The 19,466-nt window shown below is 46.1% G+C and carries 22 protein-coding genes and 1 pseudogene; 19 read left to right on the forward strand and 4 right to left on the reverse strand.

Annotated features, from left to right (window positions below):
* Positions 1-10: 10 nt before the first annotated feature.
* Positions 11-451 (forward strand): DUF86 domain-containing protein, encoded by a 441-nt coding sequence (locus M1E03_RS04485; RefSeq protein WP_023856189.1) that lies wholly within the window; start codon positions 11-13, stop codon positions 449-451.
* Positions 452-471: 20 nt separating this feature from the next.
* On the forward strand, positions 472-1,242 hold the full coding sequence (locus M1E03_RS04490; RefSeq protein ID WP_128823038.1) for a TIGR01457 family HAD-type hydrolase: 771 nt from the start codon (positions 472-474) through the stop codon (positions 1,240-1,242).
* Positions 1,243-1,290: 48 nt separating this feature from the next.
* Here the strand turns inward: M1E03_RS04490 and M1E03_RS04495 are convergent, their stop codons facing one another.
* The gene (locus M1E03_RS04495; protein WP_020452842.1) at positions 1,291-1,791 is read right to left on the reverse strand and encodes a phosphatidylglycerophosphatase A family protein; all 501 of its coding nucleotides are present in this window, start codon (positions 1,789-1,791) and stop codon (positions 1,291-1,293) included.
* Positions 1,792-1,935: 144 nt separating this feature from the next.
* Between M1E03_RS04495 and yutH the strand changes: the two genes are divergently transcribed.
* The 6 genes from yutH (at position 1,936) to M1E03_RS04525 (ending at position 9,577) form a co-directional block, all read left to right on the forward strand.
* On the forward strand, positions 1,936-2,946 hold the full coding sequence (yutH, locus tag M1E03_RS04500; RefSeq protein ID WP_458110697.1) for a spore coat putative kinase YutH: 1,011 nt from the start codon (positions 1,936-1,938) through the stop codon (positions 2,944-2,946).
* Positions 2,947-3,037: 91 nt separating this feature from the next.
* A complete protein-coding gene (locus tag M1E03_RS04505) occupies positions 3,038-4,000 on the forward strand; it encodes a 2-hydroxyacid dehydrogenase (RefSeq protein ID WP_020452840.1) in 963 nt (320 codons plus the stop codon).
* 232 nt (positions 4,001-4,232) lie between these two features.
* Positions 4,233-5,534, forward strand: coding sequence for a homoserine dehydrogenase (locus tag M1E03_RS04510; RefSeq protein ID WP_020452839.1), 1,302 nt, complete (start codon positions 4,233-4,235; stop codon positions 5,532-5,534).
* On the forward strand, positions 5,534-6,592 hold the full coding sequence (gene thrC, locus M1E03_RS04515; RefSeq protein ID WP_026580069.1) for a threonine synthase: 1,059 nt from the start codon (positions 5,534-5,536) through the stop codon (positions 6,590-6,592). The genes M1E03_RS04510 and thrC overlap by 1 nt, the downstream gene beginning before the upstream one ends.
* Positions 6,589-7,509, forward strand: coding sequence for a homoserine kinase (thrB, locus tag M1E03_RS04520; RefSeq protein ID WP_128823040.1), 921 nt, complete (start codon positions 6,589-6,591; stop codon positions 7,507-7,509). The genes thrC and thrB overlap by 4 nt, the downstream gene beginning before the upstream one ends.
* A 106-nt stretch (positions 7,510-7,615) precedes the next feature.
* Positions 7,616-9,577 carry a S9 family peptidase gene (locus tag M1E03_RS04525; protein WP_458110698.1) on the forward strand — a complete coding sequence of 654 codons (1,962 nt, stop codon included), beginning with the start codon at positions 7,616-7,618 and terminating at the stop codon, positions 9,575-9,577.
* A gap of 300 nt (positions 9,578-9,877) precedes the next feature.
* Here the strand turns inward: M1E03_RS04525 and M1E03_RS04530 are convergent.
* A pseudogene (locus M1E03_RS04530) lies at positions 9,878-10,176 on the reverse strand (NifU family protein).
* Positions 10,177-10,310: 134 nt separating this feature from the next.
* Between M1E03_RS04530 and M1E03_RS04535 the strand changes: the two are divergent.
* A complete protein-coding gene (locus M1E03_RS04535) occupies positions 10,311-10,637 on the forward strand; it encodes a YuzD family protein (RefSeq protein WP_075213854.1) in 327 nt (108 codons plus the stop codon).
* 113 nt (positions 10,638-10,750) lie between these two features.
* Complete coding sequence (locus tag M1E03_RS04540) at positions 10,751-11,017, forward strand: hypothetical protein (RefSeq protein ID WP_023856183.1); 267 nt, start codon at positions 10,751-10,753, stop codon at positions 11,015-11,017.
* Positions 11,018-11,036: 19 nt separating this feature from the next.
* Here M1E03_RS04540 and M1E03_RS04545 read toward each other — a convergent pair whose 3' ends face one another.
* Complete coding sequence (locus tag M1E03_RS04545) at positions 11,037-11,537, reverse strand: phenolic acid decarboxylase (RefSeq protein ID WP_009329528.1); 501 nt, start codon at positions 11,535-11,537, stop codon at positions 11,037-11,039.
* Between the two features lie 275 nt (positions 11,538-11,812).
* On the opposite strand from M1E03_RS04545, the gene M1E03_RS04550 reads away from it, so the two are divergent.
* The 4 genes from M1E03_RS04550 (at position 11,813) to M1E03_RS04565 (ending at position 14,371) form a co-directional block, all read left to right on the forward strand.
* Complete coding sequence (locus tag M1E03_RS04550; RefSeq protein WP_020452833.1) at positions 11,813-12,919, forward strand: Rap family tetratricopeptide repeat protein; 1,107 nt, start codon at positions 11,813-11,815, stop codon at positions 12,917-12,919.
* A gap of 5 nt (positions 12,920-12,924) precedes the next feature.
* A complete protein-coding gene (locus tag M1E03_RS04555) occupies positions 12,925-13,122 on the forward strand; it encodes a hypothetical protein (protein WP_154495611.1) in 198 nt (65 codons plus the stop codon).
* 87 nt (positions 13,123-13,209) lie between these two features.
* The gene (locus M1E03_RS04560; protein WP_105981203.1) at positions 13,210-13,803 is read left to right on the forward strand and encodes a dienelactone hydrolase family protein; all 594 of its coding nucleotides are present in this window, start codon (positions 13,210-13,212) and stop codon (positions 13,801-13,803) included.
* A gap of 196 nt (positions 13,804-13,999) precedes the next feature.
* Complete coding sequence (locus M1E03_RS04565) at positions 14,000-14,371, forward strand: iron chaperone (RefSeq protein ID WP_128823045.1); 372 nt, start codon at positions 14,000-14,002, stop codon at positions 14,369-14,371.
* A gap of 80 nt (positions 14,372-14,451) precedes the next feature.
* Here the strand turns inward: M1E03_RS04565 and M1E03_RS04570 are convergent, their stop codons facing one another.
* Positions 14,452-15,519, reverse strand: coding sequence for an NAD(P)/FAD-dependent oxidoreductase (locus tag M1E03_RS04570; protein ID WP_458110699.1), 1,068 nt, complete (start codon positions 15,517-15,519; stop codon positions 14,452-14,454).
* Positions 15,520-15,790: 271 nt separating this feature from the next.
* Here M1E03_RS04570 and M1E03_RS04575 point away from each other — a divergent pair, with 271 nt between their 5' ends.
* The 5 genes from M1E03_RS04575 to M1E03_RS04595 all read left to right on the forward strand — a co-directional run bounded on the left by M1E03_RS04575 (position 15,791) and on the right by M1E03_RS04595 (position 19,406).
* Positions 15,791-16,027, forward strand: a complete 237-nt coding sequence (locus M1E03_RS04575) for a YuzB family protein (RefSeq protein ID WP_003184941.1) — start codon at positions 15,791-15,793, stop codon at positions 16,025-16,027.
* 156 nt (positions 16,028-16,183) lie between these two features.
* A complete protein-coding gene (locus M1E03_RS04580; RefSeq protein ID WP_020452827.1) occupies positions 16,184-17,401 on the forward strand; it encodes a NupC/NupG family nucleoside CNT transporter in 1,218 nt (405 codons plus the stop codon).
* A 126-nt stretch (positions 17,402-17,527) separates the two neighbouring features.
* Positions 17,528-18,385, forward strand: a complete 858-nt coding sequence (dapF, locus tag M1E03_RS04585) for a diaminopimelate epimerase (protein ID WP_101561510.1) — start codon at positions 17,528-17,530, stop codon at positions 18,383-18,385.
* Between the two features lie 73 nt (positions 18,386-18,458).
* Positions 18,459-18,824, forward strand: a complete 366-nt coding sequence (locus M1E03_RS04590) for a HesB/IscA family protein (RefSeq protein WP_020452825.1) — start codon at positions 18,459-18,461, stop codon at positions 18,822-18,824.
* A gap of 102 nt (positions 18,825-18,926) precedes the next feature.
* A complete protein-coding gene (locus tag M1E03_RS04595; protein ID WP_020452824.1) occupies positions 18,927-19,406 on the forward strand; it encodes a GNAT family N-acetyltransferase in 480 nt (159 codons plus the stop codon).
* Positions 19,407-19,466 lie beyond the last annotated feature (60 nt).

Here is a 19,466-nt window from a genome sequence, read left to right on the forward strand (position 1 = left end):
TGCTCTGATGATGTATTTTGTCGATCGACACAAAATCGAAAACACGCTGAACTTCCTGGAAGAGGAGCTGCGGCTTTATCAAACACAGGAGGAATGGACTTCCGACGTCGAAAAAAAAGCGCTCGAACGAATCGGCCACACGCTGATCGAATGTATATTGGATATAGGGAACGATATGATTGACGGCTTTATTATGAGAGATCCTGGAAGCTATGACGACATTATGGATATACTGACCGATGAAAAGGTTGTCAGCCAAGCGGAAGGCGACAGTCTGAAACATTTGATCGCCTATCGGAAGACATTGGTTCAAGACTACTTGAATGTCAACCATGAAGAATTGGACATGCTGCTCAGCAGGCATGCGGAAACGCTTGAGAAATTTCCGGCGCGGATCCGTGATTATTTAAACCATGAGCTCGGTCCGGTATCCGCATTCAAACCGCACTAAACAAAACTGGAGTGTACAACATGAAAACATACAAAGGATACTTAATTGATCTGGATGGAACAATGTACAAAGGGACGGAAAAAATCGAAGAAGCATGCGAATTCGTAAGGAAGCTGAAAGAACGGAGCATCCCGTATCTGTTCGTCACTAACAACTCGTCGCGCACGCCGAAGCAAGTGGCGGACAAGCTTGTTTCATTTGATATTCCGGCCGAAGAGAGCCAGGTATTCACAACCAGCATGGCGACCGCCAATTTTATCGCCGAACAAAAACCGGATGCTTCCGTATATGTGATCGGTGAGGAAGGCATCCGCCAGGCCATTGAGGAAAAAGGACTGGCATTCGGCGAAGAAGACGCCGACTTCGTCGTCGTCGGTATCGACCGCGGCATTACATACGAAAAGCTAGCCGTCGGTTGCCTTGCCATCCGCAACGGCGCTACATTCATCTCGACTAACGGCGATATCGCCATTCCTACAGAAAGAGGACTATTGCCGGGCAATGGTTCTCTCACGTCAGTATTAACCGTTTCTACGCAGACAGAGCCTATTTTTATCGGCAAGCCGGAGCCGATCATCATGGAGCAGGCGATGAAGGTGCTCGGCACAGATATCAGTGAAACGCTGATGGTCGGTGACAATTATGATACGGATATTATGGCGGGAATGAATTCCGGGATGGACACGCTTCTCGTTCATACGGGCGTGACCAAAAAAGAACACCTTGAAGCCTATCAGGAAAAGCCGACATATGTCATTGATTCTTTAACAGACTGGATGGATCGCATCTAAACCGCAAAAAAAACACTTGTCTTTTAAGGACAAGTGTTTTTTAATGGCTTATTCCGCATCTTTTGCTCGATGCGCCAGTCTGCTGGATGCGGCTGCCGCAATCGCTCCGACGATATCATCCAAAAACGTGTGGCATTCGCCTGTTGATTTATCGTTTAAACGTGCGAGCACTCCCGGTTTGATTTTATCGATATATCCATAGTTTGTATAACCGATTGATCCATACAAATTCACAATGGAGAAGGATAAGATTTCATCGACGCCGTACAGGCTTTCATCTGTCTCGATTAAGGTTTGGAGCGGTTCCATGAGCTTTCTTTGCTCACCCAGCATATCCAATTGAATCCCTGTGATCACGGCGTTTTGAACTTCGCGTTTTTTCATGACCCGGTTGACATTCTCTTCACATTCTTCTTTTGTCAAGTTTGGATGATATTTCTTCTGTAGTACGTAGACAAGATCAGCAATATCCGAAATCTTGACGCCCCGTTTCTCAAGCCATTCTTTTGCTGCTGTTTCGATTTGATGCATGCTGTTGTTTTCCGGCATCATTTTCACCCAATCTTTTTTTACTTAGTGTATACAAACAACCTTAAAAATGTAACGATTTTAGAACTCTTTTTCCGAATCGATTCATAATCGAATCCCTTCATGATTACGATGTGTAGAAGGAGAAAAATTTATCAGGAAGTGATGTCCGTGAAGGAGCTGATCAAAGAAAAATTCGGAATCCATATTCGCGATCTTACTTCATACTTGTCTTATCAGGCTTTTCATACCCCGAATTCGATGTTTTTGATCGTCCCGGTATCCCACTTGAGTCAGGATGAGCTGGCGGAATTGTTTAGTATGAGTCAGTATTTGCAAGAACAGCGCGACCCATACGTTTCATCTTTTATATTGACAAAGGATGGGGAGATGACATTTGAGGACAATGGCGCCTCATATGTGCTGCTTCAAGCTGCTCCCCGCATGACAAACAGCTCCGTTTCATTTGGGGCGGAGCTGGCTGAATTTCATCAGAAGGGAAGAGGATACCCTTATGAGGTAAAAGAAACCTCGCGGATCGGGCAGTGGAAAGAACTTTGGGGGAAACGGCTCGACCAGCTGGAACAATTCTGGATCCAAAAAACGCAGGCAAGACAGCTGCAGCCTTTTGAAAAACATTTTATCGAATCGTTTCCTTATTATCTCGGTTTAACCGAAAATGCGATTCAATATTTGGCCGATACCGAATTGGATGATCAGCCGCAGGCCGCCGACTCCGGGACGATTTGCCAGCAGCGGCTCACCTGCGAGGCTTTAAGGCGCGAGCCGCTTATTAAAATCCCGATGGAATGGGTGTTTGATCATGCGGCCAGGGATCTTGCGGAATATGCCAGAAGCTTGTTTCACGAAAGGAAAAACTTCAATGACATCGCATTGTTTTTTCAGCAATACGAACAAGCCGCGCCGCTTTCCTCATTTTCTAAACGGCTGGTGTACAGCAGGCTTCTGTTTCCGCTCCACTATTTTGAGACGGTTGAAGGGTATTATATTTCTCCTGAATCAGAGCACCATTATTTTGAAAGCAGACTCGACCATTTATTGTCTCGAGCGCCGGCTTATGAGCAATTTCTGAACGCCTTTCAAGAAATGGCAGGCATGAGAGCCGCAGGATTTATGAGCATGCCGCCTGTCAATTGGCTGAAAAGGACACCATAGACGCCGCGGTGTTCTTTTCTTCATGTTAACATTTACGGATTTTTTCGATATGCTTAGATTGGAAGCTACTCTTAGAAAGGAACGAGGCAGCATGGACAAACCGTTTGTATATGTAACGAGAAAATTACCGGAAGAACAGCTTTCTGCGTTAAAAGAAGAAGCCCGTATTGAGATGTGGGAAAAGGAAGAAGAACCGTGCCCGCGCGCCGTTCTGGCGGAAAAGGCAAAAAAGGCGCACGGACTGTTGACGATGCTTTCCGACACAGTTGATGAGGAGCTTTTAAAAGGTGCGCCGCATTTAAAAGTGGTGGCCAATTTGGCGGTGGGCTATGACAACCTCGATGTGGAGGCTGCGAAAAAGCATGGCGTCATCTGCTGCAACACGCCCGGCGTGCTGACAGAGTCAACTGCAGATTTGACGTTTGCTCTGCTGATGGCATCCGCGCGCAGAATCGTCGAGGCAAGCGACTGGATTAGACAAGGTAACTGGACGGGCTGGGGGCCGCTGCTTTTGGCCGGAGCGGATATCCATCATAAAACGATTGGCATCGTCGGGATGGGGAGCATTGGACAAGCCGTCGCCCGGCGGGCGAAAGGCTTTGGCATGGAGATTTTATATCATAACCGCACCCGCAATCCCGAGGCGGAAGCCGAACTGGGGGCAACTTATCTATCCTTTGGCGAACTGCTCGAACAGGCGGATTTTGTGGTATGCCTGACGCCTCTGACTGAGGAAACGAAGCATCTGTTTAACCGCAGCGCATTCAAAAGGATGAAGCGCTCCGCTATTTTTATCAATGTCTCAAGAGGACAGGTTGTGAATGAAGACGATTTATATGAAGCCCTGATCGAAAAAGATATTGCCGGCGCAGGACTCGACGTCTTTGCGGAAGAACCCGTGCAGCAGGATCACCCGCTCGCCAATCTGCCGCAAGTGACCGCGCTGCCTCACATCGGCAGCGCCACTGTCGAAACGAGAGAAGCCATGATGAGGCTTTGTGCGGAAAATATTGCGCTTGTCCTGGGAGGGAAGCCGGCAAAGACCGAGATTTGATGTTTCTTCCGGCCGGCCTGACGGGTCGGAAGATTTTCTCACAAAAATATTTCTGAATATATAGAATCTTATTATATCAATGTATAAAGCGTTTTCATGATTTGTTTTTCAGCAAATGTCATCTTGTCAAAAAAAGAATCCCCCATTATAATGTTTGTAACTTAAATGTCTGCGTTGTGTTTACAAATGTCCTTAGAGAGAGGACGATAAGAGAGAGAAAGGTGGAATTTCATTGAAGGCGATACGAGTGGGGCTGCTAGGATTAGGAACAGTCGGGAGCGGTGTGGTGAAGATTATTCAGGATCACCAGGATAAGCTGACACACCAAGTCGGATGCCCTGTTACGATTCAAAAAGTTCTTGTAAAAGATAAAGATAAGAAGAGGGATGTCGACCTTTCCAAAGATGTTCTGACGACGGAAGCTTATGATGTCATTCAAGATCCGGAAGTGGATGTCATCATTGAGGTCATCGGGGGAATCGAGGAGACAAGACGCTATTTGCTTGACGCGCTTCAGGCGAAAAAACATGTCGTGACAGCGAATAAAGATTTGATCGCCCTCTATGGATCGGAACTGACGGCTGCCGCGAAAGAAAACGGCTGCGACCTTTATTTTGAAGCGAGCGTCGCCGGCGGAATTCCGATTTTGCGAAGCCTGGAAGACGGGCTGGCTTCAGACCGGATTACGAAAATGATGGGAATCGTCAATGGAACGACCAACTTCATTTTAACGAAGATGAATAAAGAAAACGCGCCTTATGCTGATGTGCTGAAAGAAGCGCAGGAGCTCGGCTTCGCCGAAGCGGACCCGACAGCTGATGTTGAAGGTCTTGATGCGGCGAGAAAGATGGCGATTTTGGCCAGGCTCGGTTTCTCAATGAATGTCGATCTTGACGATGTCAAAGTGAAGGGCATTTCCCAAGTGTCTGATGAAGACATCAATTTCAGCAAACGGCTCGGCTATACGATGAAGCTGATCGGCATCGCCCAGCGCGACGGACAAAAAGTCGAAGTGAGCGTCCAGCCGACATTGTTGCCGGAGCATCATCCGCTGTCTTCCGTCCATAATGAATTCAATGCGGTTTACGTGTATGGCGAGGCCGTCGGGGAAACGATGTTTTACGGGCCTGGCGCAGGAAGCATGCCGACTGCGACCGCCGTCGTATCAGATTTGGTTTCCGTCATGAAAAACATGCGTCTCGGCGTGAACGGCAGCAGCTTTGTCGATCCGCAATTTGAAAAGAAGATCAAGGCACCTTCTGAAATCTTCGCCCAGCAGTTTTTAAGAATTCATGTTAAAGATCAGGTCGGTTCGTTTTCAAAAATCACATCGATTTTTTCGGAAAGAGGCGTCAGTTTTGAAAAAATTCTGCAGCTTCCGATTAAAGGCCATGATGACCTGGCTGAGATTGTCATTGTGACACATCATACGTCAGAAGAGGATTTTACGGATATCTTGCAAAAGCTGAATGATCTTGAGGTTGTTGATCAGGTGAAAAGCACTTATCGAGTAGAAGGGAACGGTTGGAGCTAATGTGGAAAGGACTCATCCATCAATATAAAGAATATTTGCCAGTAACGGACAAAACACCGGAATTGACGCTGAACGAAGGAAATACCCCACTCATTTATCTGCAAAATCTTTCGAAAAAGCTCGGAATCGAGCTTTATGTCAAAACAGAGGGTGTCAATCCTACAGGCTCCTTTAAAGACCGCGGGATGGTCATGGCGGTCGCCAAGGCGAAAGAAGAAGGCAATGACACGATCATGTGCGCTTCGACCGGCAATACGTCAGCTGCTGCTGCGGCTTATGCGGCCCGCGCCAACATGAAGTGCATCGTCATTATTCCGGACGGCAAAATCGCCTTCGGAAAGTTGGCCCAAGCCGTCATGTACGGCGCTAAAATCATTGCGATCGACGGAAACTTCGACGATGCCCTGAAAATGGTGCGCAGCATTTGCGAGAAAGAGCCGATTGCACTCGTCAACTCTGTGAATCCTTACCGGATTGAAGGACAGAAAACCGCTTCCTTTGAAATCTGTGAACAGCTGGGCGAAGCGCCTGACATCCTTGCAATTCCTGTCGGGAATGCCGGAAATATTACGGCTTACTGGAAAGGCTTTAAAGAATATCATGAGAAAAACGGCACAGGCCTGCCGGTCATGAGGGGTTTTCAGGCGGAAGGCGCGGCCCCGATTGTCAAAAACAGAGTAATTGAAAAGCCGGAAACCATTGCGACAGCGATCAGAATCGGAAATCCGGCAAGCTGGGACAAAGCGGTCAATGCTGCAAAAGAATCGAACGGAAAAATCGATGAAGTGTCAGACGAAGAGATCCTGCACGCTTATCAGCTCCTGGCAAGAGAAGAAGGCGTATTTGCAGAACCGGGATCGTGCGCATCTATTGCCGGCGTACTGAAACAGCTGGAAACGAAAGAGATTCAGCCGGGGGCGAAAGTTGTCGCTGTCTTAACCGGAAACGGCTTGAAAGATCCGAACACAGCCGTTGATGTGTCGCAGATCAAACCTGTCACACTGCCGACAGATGAAGAAGCCATTCTCGAACACTTAAAAGGAGCCGCTCGTGTATGACTGAGGCTGACATGCTGTTTTCCGTTACGGTTCCCGGAAGCACGGCCAATCTGGGCCCGGGCTTTGATTCAGTCGGCATGGCGCTGTCCCGTTATTTGAGACTGTCTGTTTTTCCTCATGATGAGTGGCGTTTTGAGGCTGAAACAGAAGTCGTAGCGGGAATTCCTGAAGGGACGGATAATTTAATTTACCAGGTGGCCAAACGGACCGCCGCACACTTCGGAAAAGACCTTCCGCCAAGCCTCGTCAAAGTGTGGAGCGATATTCCGCTGGCGCGCGGTCTCGGCAGCAGCGCAGCCGCAATTGCCGCTGCGATTGAGCTGGCGAACGAACTTGCCGATTTAAAGCTCTCTGACCGCGAGAAACTCCATTTTGCAAGCCTTGAAGAAGGCCATCCTGACAATGCCGGAGCATCGCTTTTCGGCGGGCTTGTCATCGGACTTCATGAAGAAGATGAAACAGAGATGGTTTCGATGAAAGACATCGATTTGGATGTCGTTGTCGTCATTCCTTTTTATGAAGTGCTGACAAAAGATGCGCGGGATGTTCTTCCCGAAAGCCTCTCTTATCCGAAAGCGGTGGAAGCAAGCGCGGTCAGCAATATGCTCGTCGCCGGACTGATGGCGAAAGATTGGAAGCTTGTCGGCCGCATGATGCAAAAAGACCTCTTTCATCAGCCTTACCGAAGGGCGCTCGTCCCTGAGCTTTCTAAAGTGGAGCATGAAGCAGGCAAGAACGGCGCGTTTGGGACCGCTTTAAGCGGAGCAGGACCGACGATCCTTTCCTTTATTGAAAAAGGAAAGGGAGACGCGCTGAGAGATCAGCTTGCTTCTAAGTTTCCGCATTGTGAAGTGGACTGCCTTCATGTCCCGGATACAGGCATTATCGTTGAAAGAAATTCAGTAAACAGTGTTTAACGATAAAAGAGCTTTTTCGGCTCTTTTTTTGTTTGCCTTCAAAACAAGGATTTTTATTTAGAAAGTCGAAATAGTATGACAAACATATAGAGGAGGAGAAACGAACATGAAGCAGCTGATAACCGAAAAAGACCTCATCAAGCTTGTATCCATTACCGACCCGCAGTACTCGCCTGACGGTGCAAAAATCGCCTACGTACAAACAAAAGTAAACGAAAAACAGGACTCTTATGATTCGCATATCATGGTCTACGACCGCAAACAACAAGCGTCAGTACAATGGACGTTTGGAAAAGGAAGAAACCAGCATCCGCGCTGGTCGCCCGACGGCAAATCCCTTGCATTTACGTCTAATCGCGAGGAAACCACACAACTTTACGTGATAAGCGCCGCCGGAGGAGAAGCGAGAAAAGTGACCGATATTCCTTATGATGTATCACAGCCTGAATGGTCGCCTGACGGCAAGTCATTGCTTTGTTCAGTGAGGCTGACGAAAGAGGAAAGCGTCGACGATGAGAAAAAAACGGAGATTGAAGATCACGAACCGCTGGAAGTCGATTCTTTGTCGTATAAATTAGACGGCCAAGGGTTTAAAAGGGGAAAGTATACGCAGCTTGCCCTCGTTCAAGTGGAAACCGGGGAGATAAAACAGCTGACCGATCTAGAACGCGACCATTTCAGCCACGCATTTTCACCGTGCGGAGGCAGGATTGCATTTTGTGCCAATCAGACGGATATGCGTGTGAACGATGTCTATTTGATGAACCTTTCGACAGGTGATTTGAAGCGCCTGACAGGTCAAAACGGCGTTTTTTCTTCACTATCGTTTTCTCCTGACGGCAAACACCTTGCATTCATCGGAAACGAAAAGGAATTTCAAAACGCCACGCTTGATAAAGCATGGCTGTATAATATCGAAACAGGAAAACTAACGTGTCTGACGGAAATGCTTGATGTCCATCTCAGCGATGCAGTAGCAGGGGACAGCCTTGTCGGAGGCGTTCTTCCGAAACCGGCCTGGACCAAAGACGGAAACGGCTTTTATGTCATTGGATCTGACCAAGGTTCGACAGGCATTTACTACATATCAATCGAAGGTCTTGCTTATCCGGTCCGGTTGGAAAAAGAGCATCTGAACGGATTCAGCCTGCATCCGGATGAAAAAAGTTTTGCGGCATCGATAGCCCTGCCTGTCCGGCCGAGCGAACTTTACCATCTCCCATTGGGTGAAGAAACAGCGGAGCGATTAACAGATGCCAACCAAGCGTTTACGGAAGAGCATATCATATCGGAACCGGAGGAGCTTCAATTTCAGACAGCGGACGGTTTGACAATTCACGGTTGGCTGATAAAGCCTGCTCAATATGAAAAAGGAAACACGTATCCGCTCATTCTGGAAGTGCACGGCGGTCCTCACGCCATGTATGCGAATGCTTATTTTCACGAATTTCAAGTGCTGGCCGCAAAGGGAAGCGCCGTTGTATATGTCAATCCGCGGGGAAGCCACGGCTACGGACAGGATTTTGTCAACCGGGTGAGAGGCGACTACGGCGGGGGAGATTTTAAAGATGTAATGGCAGCTGTTGACCACGCGCTGGGACAATATGATTTCATCGATCAAGAAAGGCTCGGAATCACAGGAGGAAGCTACGGCGGTTTTATGACAAACTGGGCTGTCGGCCACACGAATCGCTTTAAGGCCGCGGTGACGCAGAGGTCCATTTCCAATTGGATCAGTTTTTACGGGGTAAGCGACATCGGCTATTTTTTCACAGACTGGCAGATCGGAGCGGACCTTTTTGAAAATCCCGGCAAACTGTGGGAGCATTCGCCGCTCAAATATGCGGACAAGGTGGAGACACCTCTTCTCATCCTCCATGGCGAACGGGACGACAGGTGCCCGATTGAACAGGCGGAGCAGCTGTTTACGGCATTGAAAAAAATGGGGAAAGAAGTAAAACTCGTCAGATTCCCGAATGCGTCGCACGATTTATCAAGAAGCGGGCATCCGAAGCAGCGGATCAGACGGCTTGAGTATATTGCAGGCTGGTTTGAAGCGTATTTATAAAAAAGAAAAGGCTGCCGTAATGAACGGCAGCCTCAGCGTGTCGACAAACCCTCGCATTCGTTGTCAGGCCTGCGCGTCGGTGCTCACGAATAGAGGAAGGATCGGCGGCTAACCGCCCAGGTGTCCTGCCTGAACGCCGCCGTCATCACCTCCTGTGAAAGTCTGCTCCGATGCTCGGCCTTCCTAGACTGCAAGGGTTTTCAATCACGCTGAAAGGATGACAAAATCCCAAAACTAAAAGTCGTTTTGGGATTTTGTCAACAATCGGCGGCTGCCGTAATGAACGGCAGCCTCTTCAAATTAAAATACTTGCTCAACTTCAATGACGCCCGGAACTTCTTCTAAAAGGGCGCGCTCAATTCCAGCTTTAAGGGTGATCGTGGAACTTGGGCAGCTTCCGCATGCGCCGAGCAGGCGAAGCTTGACGATGCCATCTTCAACATCGACGAGTTCACAGTCACCGCCGTCGCGGAGTAGAAATGGACGAAGTTTGTCCAGTACTTCCTGTACTTGTTCTTTCATTTCGACCTCTGTCGTCATTCGTATCGCTCCTTTCAAATCATACAACCATTATATTCAGTCGAACAATAAAAAGCTATTGTTTGGTTTCAATCGTTTTCCCACATATTATATCATATTTGCCGGCAAAGACAAAAAGCGATTTTCATTTCAATATGGAGCGAAAGGACAAAATAGAATAAAATAAAAGACAAAGAGAAAGGAGCTGCCGCTGATGAAAAAACAAGCCGAGCTTTTTGTTTACGGTGCCGACGTTCTTTGTCCAAGCTGTGTCAACCTTCCGTCATCAAAAGAAACGTATGAGTGGCTCGAAGCCGCCCTGAAAAGAAAATATCCCGACCAGCCTTTCTCGATCACGTACATTGATATCCATCAGCCGCCGGAAAACGATCCTGAAAAACAGGAAATCTCCGAAAAAATCCTGAACGACGAATATTTTTATCCGCTCATCATGGTCGGTGATCAAGTAGTCGGCGAAGGAAATCCGAAGCTGAAAGACGTGTATAAAGAAATGGAAAAGCAAGGTTATAAGCCTGCATGATAAACAGCAAGGGACAGATCTGTCCCTTGCTGTTTTATTTTTTATGATTGTACTTTTCTTAAAGCGGACAGACTAACTACCAGCCGAATCGTCAATAAGGAGGGATAGCCAGCATGTCCAGCATTGAGGGTCAAATCATGTCAGGCGATTTTGATGACGAAATGAATGTTTTTTCGTTAAAGAAAATCAAGCAGTTTCAAACGCAGACCAGCTTGAAAGAAAACCAGCTCAGGGCTTTGCAGCAGTATTTAAGGCAGCATGAGCATGACGAGGGAGGACAGATCATCACCCTCTACGATCAAATGCTTGTCCCTTTATCGCAAGATGATATTAAAGCCTTGCTGCATGACTTAACAAAAGTCCAGTCATTATATCATTAATGAAAAGCCCTTTTCCCATTTATACTCGTTTTCCGGCTCTGATGTCATCCGTCATTCCGGGATAAGGGGCTTTTGAAATCAGATCTTCATTATCGATTCCGGCATTTTCAATGAATGTGATATCGGCGAATTCCGGTACGACATATTTTGGATACGTCTCATATTTTTCGCGCGATTCTTCCATTAAGTCGATGTGGTCATTTTGATAGCAGACTGTGATATCAGGGCGTTCATGAACCCATTTAGGGAAGAAGATGATGCCGTGCATCCGCTTTTCATTGGGCATGAAATTCAAGGAAACGTCAGTCCCTGTCGGTTCTGTCCATGATACTTTATAGACGCCTTCAGTCAGCTTGACGATATCGGCTTTTTGATCGCGAACCCAGCGTCCCCCGACCATTCCGCTGTGAATGCGGTAATCAATGGTATGGTCATTTTTAATGTAGATTTCATATTCCCATCCGTTTTCATACGTATAGATCATATGGCTTCCGACAAACTCTTTGACATCTTGATTCATATGAACCGCTCCTTATTTGTTTATTGTAAAATCGAACATGTTGATATTTACATATATAATTATAAAATGTCATCAAAAACAATGTCAAACGAAAATACTTTCTGAGAGATTTGCAACAATACAGAAAATGGTTACGATTGATGTCAGAATTTTGAGTTATTTTAGGAAATTAAGCCAATATTTAGAAAAGTGATTGTCAAAAAATAAGCGATTCTGTAAAATGAAAAACAACCCATAAAAAGGAAGAGACATGGGAGGAAAGGAAGGATAAACGATTGAAGACAAAAATTGCTTATGAGGAAGTCGCGGGAATGCTTAATCAATGGTATGTCATGATCAAGCGCCATGAAGTGGCACAAGCGGTCTCGATTAAATACGACATTGAGCACCGGCTGCCGAATATGGAAGAAAATCAAGATCTGCTTCTTTATTTTAATCTTTTAGACTATCGGCACAAACTGCTGACAGAAGAGTTTGCAGCTTCCACCAAATTGTTCGAAGATATTCAGGAGCAAAAAGCAGATATGCAAAGCACAGATGACATGATCGAATATTATTATTTCTTTTTCGCAGGCATGTACGAATTTCATAAAAAGGATTATACAAATGCCATCAATTATTATAAACTAGCCGAAGAAAAGCTCAGAACAATCCCCGATCAAATCGAAATCGCCGAATTCCATTACAAACTGGCTATCGCCTACTATCAAATCAAACAGAATTTCCTCTCCTTAAACCATGCAAAAACAGCTCTAAAAACCTTCAAAACACATGATGACTATATTCAAAAAGCGATCAGCAACGATATGCTGATCGGAGCAAATAAACTCGATTTATTTCGTTTTGATGAAGCCGAACAGCATTACAAGCAAGCCCTAAAAGACGCGGCACTGATCAAGCACCACGTTCTCCTCGGTATGGCTCACCACAACTTAGGATTGAGCTATGTCAATCGCAATCTCCTCACCTTGGCCGAACATCATTTCAAAGAAGCGCTGCTTATCAAAGAGCATGAAGAATCGGTTTACGGCATCCACTCCATGTTTGAACTGACACATGTGCTATACAAATCAAATGTTGTCAAAGAAGCCCGCAAATTGTATGAAAAAGGATTTTTCCGCGCGGAAAAAGCAGGAGAAAGGGAATATTTGTCGAAATTTAAACTTATTCATGCTCTGTATGATGAACAGGATCCACTTACGGTTGAACATGCTTTAGAATATCTTAAAACGATCAATCTCTGGACGGATGTAGCGGAATTAACATTTGATATCGCACTTTACTATAAAGAAAATGGAGATGCAGACAAAGCTGCCGAATATTTTGAAGAATCTCATCATGCAAGAGACCAAATTCTTAAAAGAACGGAGGAGCTAAAGTGAAAAAGATGATTGCCGTTGCGTTGACTGCCGTCTTTGCCAGCCTTGTCGTTTTAAGTTTTTCGTCTCAGCCGAAGGGAAATGCCGAGTTTGCCGGTCGTGCCATTTTTCTTGACGATAAGCCGGCCCAGCTGATGGCGGGCAGAGCGATTTTTCTCGACAGCTTTGATGGTAAAGCGCCTGCAGCTTTGCAAAAGACTGCATAACCTGATTTGTTGCCGTACAAGCTGTTAAACTGGCGCCGAAGGCGGCGCCCTTTTTTTATGCAGCAATGAGAGACAAGGAGTCAGTACATGATACATATTCAAAATAAATCCGATACAGCGGTTATCGTGCTGCACGAAATATACGGGATTAACCGGCACATGCACGATGTTTGCCAATTGATAGCTGAGCAGGGCTTTGATGTTATTTGCCCCAATTTGTTAAATCGGGATCAACCGTTTGAATACGCTGAAGAAAAAGCGGCTTATCTTTTTTTTATGGAAAACGTCGGTTTCCCCGGTCTTTTGCGCAAAATAAATACAATCATATCCAAGCTGGATCGTCAATATCGCAAGATCATCTTACTCGGGTTCAGCGTCGGAGCAACCGCTGCCTGGCTTTGCAGCGAAGATGAGCGTGTCAATGGGATCGCCGGATACTACGGCTCCCGGATAAGAGACTATCTGAACATATCGCCTTCATGTCCGGCACTGCTTTTTTTCCCGGAAAAAGAGCAGTCCTTTGACGTTGCCGCGTGTATATCCCAATTGGAATCAAAGAATGTCAAAACGGTGAAGCTGAAGGGTGAGCATGGATTTAGCGACCCGTATTCCGTAAAATACAACCGGCAGTCCTCGCAAATTGCTTATGAAACGATGATGGAGTTTTTAATAGCTTTATAAAAAGCGGACAGGCATGGAAACGCTATAATAGGTATGACGCTCAATTCAAGAAAGCTCGCCGATGACAAGGGGGCTTTTTTGAGTAGAATCTTATCTGTGGGAATTCGAATGAAGCTGTTCCAAGGATAGACTTATTACAAAGGGTTCATTTGCGAAACAAAGTTCTAGCATCATTTTAATTTTAGGAGGGAGCAACATGGAAGCTTTTGCAGAATATTTAGAAGGAATTGATCACCCGGAACATCGAGCCCGGATGGAGGAAGTGTTGAGTTGGACAGCGGAGACATTTCCAAATTTAACGCCGAAAATCGCCTGGAATCAGCCTATGTTTACCGATCACGGCACTTTTATTATCGGTTTCAGCACAGCGAAACATCACCTGGCTGTTGCCCCTGAAAGCGCGGGAATTGATCGTTTTTCTGAAGAAATCGTGCAGGCCGGCTATGATCATACGAAGCAGCTTGTCCGTTTCCCGTGGGATCGTCCGCTTGATTTCTCATTACTTAAAAAAATGATCGAGTTTAATCTTGCGGATAAGGCGGACTGTTCAACTTTTTGGCGGAAATAAAAAAACGCAAAAATAAGGGCGTACTCTCATTGAAGGTGAGAGAGCGCCCTAATTAAAAAACGCTAAGGTTTCGAGCAATCTTATCCGTTATGATGCTTATACATCCAAAGCAAGCCCGATTTCAGCAGGCGAGGCACTCTGCCGATCAACGGCCGTTCGGCAACTAAACCGAACCCGGCTTTTTTGCCGAGTGAACCGAGCACGCCTTTCAGCTTGAATTTCGGCATCGCTTCAGGAAGAGGTTCGCCTTTCCAGCGCAGTTCAAGCACTTGGACGATTTGTTCCGCCTGAGCTTCGGCCAGCTGTGCGCTCGGCGCGTGAGGCAGGCTTGCGCAGTCGCCGACAACATAAACGTGTTCGTCTCCCGGCAGGTTATGGTGCGGTGTCAGGACGACACGCCCTTGCGGATCTTTTTCCACATCGAGATCCCGAACGACTTGATTCGGCTGTATCCCCGCTGTCCAGACGATGGCATCGGCGTGAATCGGGTCGTCATGATTGTAGACGATGCCTTCTTCCACCTTTGTGATGTTGGCGCAGTTGATAATCTTGACGCCGTGCTCTTCAAACCAGCTTTGAACATATTTGCTCAAACGCTTCGGGAAGCTCGATAAAATTAATTCTCCCCGGTCAAAAAGGATGATGTTCAAATCCTTTCGGCTTTCCCTCAGCTCGCTCGCAAGCTCAACGCCGCTCAGTCCTGCCCCGACGATCGCAACGGTGGCTTCCGCATTTAAGTTGTTGAGCGCCTGATAAGTGCTGCGTGATTGATCAATTGTCTGAATGCTGTAGGTATGTTCAGGCGCGCCGGGAACGTTGTGATATTTATCTTCACAGCCCAGCCCGATGACGGCGTCATCATAAGATATCGGCTCCCTGTCATGAAACAAAACTTTTTTTCCTTCCAAATCAACAGACGAAATCGTCCCGTATTCAATCTTTAACTTCGGGTGATCCGGGAAGGACACTCTGATATGATGATCGGAAATCGTCCCCGCAGCCAGTGCGTAGTACTCCGTTTTCAAACAATGGTAAGGGTTTTTGTCGATTAAAGTGATCATCACATCATCTGGCAGCTGGTTAGGCAGCAAACGATGAATGATCCGCATATTTCCGTACCCGCCGCCGAGCAAGACTAAATTTCTCATTGGTAATTCCCCTTTTCCCCTCAGATTAAGAAACTAACCTTTTTCATTGCAAAATTAAAAAACTATGTAAATACCCTCTAGAATTATATCTAATTTGATGTAAAATCACAATATTTCTCGGGAAAATAACCTACATATCGGCTTTAAATCGATAATTAGTAAAACCCTTTAAGGTATTAATATGTTACAAAAGCTTTATTCCTCAGCCTAAAACTTTGACTATTGAAACGTAAATAGGGTACGATAAAAAAGCGATGTGAGGTGAAATAAAGTGTTTCCAATCGTTGAGTTTTGCGTCAGCAATCTTGCCCAAGGTTCTCAGGAAGCAAAAGAAATATTGGAGAAAGATCCGAATCTGGACGTCGTCGAATACGGCTGCCTGAGTTACTGCGGACAATGCATGCAGACCATGTATGCTCTTGTAAACGGAGAAATGGTGACAGCGAATAATCCGGCTGAATTGGTCGAAAATATATACAAGTTCATTGATGAAAATGAACTTATTTAAAAACGGGGTCATCTTGGTGATCTCGTTTTTTCATGCAAAGCCTTCGTTTGAAAGGGTTTACATAAAAAGAGAAAAAATTCTTAAAAATTTTTGTGGACAGGCCAATCATTAATTGTTATCTTAATAAAAGTTTAAAAAATAATAAGAGGTGTGGTCATGAACATTTTATGGGGACTTCTTGGTATTCTGGCGATTTTCGCGATTGCTTTTCTGCTTTCTGAGCACAAGAGTAAAATTAACATAAGAACGATTTTAATCGGTTTGGCGATGCAGCTCCTGTTCGGATTCATCGTTCTCAAATGGGAAATGGGGCGGGAAGTGTTTCTTTCGTTTACGAAAGCCGTTCAGCATCTCGTCAATTATGCGAATGAAGGAATCAGCTTTCTCTTCGGGCCTCTCTTGCAAGTAGGAGACAGCGCTGCCTTCGCTTTAAGCGTTCTTCCTGTTATCATCTTCTTTTCATCGCTGATTGCGGTTCTTTACCACTTACGGATCATGCAAGTCATCATCCGCTTTATCGGCGGCGGATTGGCAAAACTGCTCGGAACAAGCAAAACGGAATCTCTTTCTGCAGCTGCCAATATCTTTGTCGGACAAACTGAGGCGCCGCTTGTGATTAAGCCGTTTATTGCAAACTTAACAAAGTCGGAGCTGTTTGCCGTTATGACAGGCGGACTCGCATCAGTGGCCGGTTCTGTTTTGTTCGGTTACGCCCTTCTTGGGGTTCCTCTCGAATATTTGCTTGCAGCGAGCTTTATGGCTGCACCCGCGGGCTTGATTATGGCAAAAATGCTTATTCCCGAAACTGAAAAATCGAAAATTGAAGAAAAAGATATTCAAATGGCTGAAGACGAAGACGCAGCAAATGTCATCGATGCCGCTGCAAAAGGGGCATCAACAGGTCTTTCTCTTGCTTTGAATGTCGGTGCGATGCTCCTTGCATTTGTTGCTTTGATTGCCGTTTTAAACGGAATTCTTGGAGGAATCGGTGGATGGTTCGGTTTTAAAGACCTTTCGCTTGAATTCATTCTCGGCTATGTATTTGCACCTCTCGCCTTTGTCATCGGCGTCCCTTGGGATGAAGCAGTTCAGGCCGGAAGCTTTATCGGTCAAAAGCTCGTACTGAATGAATTTGTCGCTTATTCCAATTTTGCTCCGATGTTTGATCAGCTTTCCGTCAAAACCGCTTCGATTATCAGCTTTGCGCTGTGCGGTTTCGCAAACCTGTCTTCTGTGGCGATTTTGCTCGGAGGATTGGGAGGAATGGCGCCGAACCGCCGTTCCGATATCGCCCGTCTCGGCTTGAAAGCCGTTGCTGCCGGAACATTGGCCAACCTTACAAGCGCGGCGATCGCCGGTATGTTTATCGGATAACATGATAAAAGCTCCCTGCAAATGAACGCAGGGAGCTTTTATGTATGAAAAACGGGGGATAGCCATATTGTATCCATCCCTTTCAGCTTTTATACTAGAAGAAAGTAAAAAAATGTGGAGGCGGCTATGAATTCTTTTCGTTTTACTAAAATGCACGGCTTAGGAAACAGCTATATATACGTCAATCAGTTTGAAGAACATCTCCCTGAGGAGCTGTTGTCAGATTTGGCCGTCAAAGTGTCTTCCGTTTACACCGGAATCGGTTCAGACGGAATGATACTCATCTGTCCTTCAGATCAAGCGCCGGTTAAAATGAGGATTTTCAACAGCGACGGATCTGAAGGCAAAAACTGCGGAAACGGTTTGCGCTGCGTTGCAAAATACGCGTATGAACATAAACTGGTGAAGGAAACATCCTTTTTAATTGAAACTCTTTCAGGCTTGGTAAAGGCTGAGATTGAAGTGAAGGAAGGAAAAGTTGTATCGGCTACAGTCGATATGGGTGAACCGCGCCTTCTCAAATCAGATATGCCAATGCTCGGTGAACAGGGATCGGAGACGATCAATGAAAAGATGATATTCGGCGGCCGGGAAATGAAAGGTACCGCTGTATCCATGGGCAATCCCCATATCGTCTTTTATTTAGACGATATTGAAAAAGCGCCGCTTACGTCGATGGGACCGCTCATTGAAAAAGATGAAAGGTTTCCGGAAGGGGTTAACGTAGAATTTGTTGAAGTCGAAAACGGCAAAGAACTCCATTTCCGTGTATGGGAAAGGGGTTCAGGAATTACCCAGGCATGCGGAACGGGCGCCTGCGCAGCCGCAGTGAGTTCGATACTCAACGGCTATTCCAAACGAGACACGGACATTACTGTCCATCTCGCCGGCGGCGATCTGATCATTAATTGGAAAAATGACGGACGCGTCATGATGACAGGACCCGCTGAAACGGTATGTGAAGGCGAGTTTTTTATATCATGAGTCGGTCCGTTTGAGAAATCGGGCGTGCAACTTTATAATAAAGTACACATGAGCTTTTAGGAGGTGTGATGTTATGAGCGAAAAAACAGTTACGGTCACGGAAGCGGCTGCTCTTCATATCAAGGATATGATGAAAGAGCATGAAGAGGAGAACGCATTCTTGAGAATCGGAGTAAAAGGCGGCGGATGCAGCGGTCTGTCATACGGCATGGGTTTTGAACACGAAAAAAACGAAGACGACAATGAATTCGTCCAGCATGGAATCACAGTGCTTGTAGATCAAGAAAGCCTGGATATTATGAACGGTACGGTCATTGATTTTAAACAATCGATGATGGGCGGAGGCTTCACCATCGATAATCCAAATGCCATCGCTTCATGCGGCTGCGGATCATCATTCAGAACCGCAGTGAATGCAGGGAAGCCTGAAGAGTGCTGACATATTGGCATCAGGTCAACGATATGGAATGAGAAAAACGCCTTTCATTGCGATGCATCATCGTGACGAAAAGGCGTTTTATTATGATCTGGGGGGAAAGAAATGAAACTCGTATCAACGCTCGGCTTGTCAAAAGCGGACGTTACCGCGTTTTTTCATAAGCATTGGGGAAGTCCGGACATGGTCAATTCACACGGAACATTCCGCTGCGATGAATTGGAAGGATTCGCTGTGACAGATGAAAAAGGCGATATAAAAGGCCTGATTACGTACTTCATCGCCGGAAACGAATGTGAAGTCGTCTCCTTGGACAGTATTGCCGAAAACAAAGGGATCGGCTCACTCCTTTTAAACGAAGTGGAACGTGCTGCAAAGCGAAAACAGTGTCAATCGATTAAACTGATCACGACGAACGATAATATGCGGGCGTTTATGTTTTATCAAAAGAGAGGCTATACAATGGCCGAGCTGTATGTAAACGCAGTTGAAGAAGCAAGAAAAGTAAAGCCTGAAATTCCCTTTGCCGCTGATAACGGCATTCCGATTCGGGATGAGATTCTTTTGGTAAAAGATTTAACATAATCTGTTTTCCGCTTCGCTCGGGAAATGCCGGAAGGCAGCAATGCAGCCACCCCGCTCAAG

The sequence above is a fragment of the Bacillus sp. PK6-013 genome (assembly GCF_054161445.1).